Origin of the sequence: Pelagicoccus sp. SDUM812002, assembly GCF_031127835.1 — a bacterium.
Classification (GTDB): Bacteria; Verrucomicrobiota; Verrucomicrobiia; order Opitutales; family Opitutaceae; genus Pelagicoccus.
On the sequence record NZ_JARXHX010000110.1, the window covers coordinates 1 to 670 of the forward strand.

1 protein-coding gene is annotated in these 670 nt (G+C 47.0%); it reads right to left on the reverse strand.

Annotated elements, in window-relative coordinates; genetic code table 11:
- Positions 1-434 precede the first annotated feature (434 nt).
- The coding region (locus tag QEH53_RS23905) for a hypothetical protein (RefSeq protein WP_309025755.1) at positions 435-670 on the reverse strand (236 nt) is incomplete at its 5' end.

Sequence of the window (670 nt, forward strand, 5' to 3'; positions counted from 1 at the left end):
GAATGTCGTGGTCGCACTGCTTGAGGATGCTGCCTCCTTCGATTCGAAAACCATAAATCTCTTCACCGGTTAGATTCTTTAGTTTCGTAGAACGCAGAGGTCATACGCGGCGGCTCGATGAAAGTTTCCACGTGAAGTTGGGTTGAGTAGGGAGTAAATCGAATGAAAACGGCGAGCGACAGCCGCCGTTGAATGGACCGACTTGTTCTACCATTTTTAGTAAAGTGTCTCCAGAGATTCCATACACTTGAATCGAATCTTTAAACTGGCTTCGGGCCTTGCTCGTCATGCTTGGGTAACAGGGTTGGGTTGTGTCTTGGGGAAGCTTGAAATGTCGAAGTCAAATGATCTAGTTCTTCGGTTGAGGATGCTGCTTCCTTCGATTCAAAAACCATAGATATCTTCATCGACCGGATCATTAGTTTCGTAGAACGTCAAAGCCACACGATGTCGGCTTCGGTTGAGTTGCCATTTCGGTTGAGGTTGATATCCAGGGCTTCGTTGTGAAACTGGCGTGCACTTGCCGACATTGTGTGGGCTGCCTGGTTAGCCAAATAATTCGTGTATCCAAATGCGGAATACACTAGAATCGAATCATTAAACTGGCATAGGACTGGGTTGGTCATCTTAGGGCTAGGGTAACTTGGGTATCGGCTAAGCTTGGATTCTC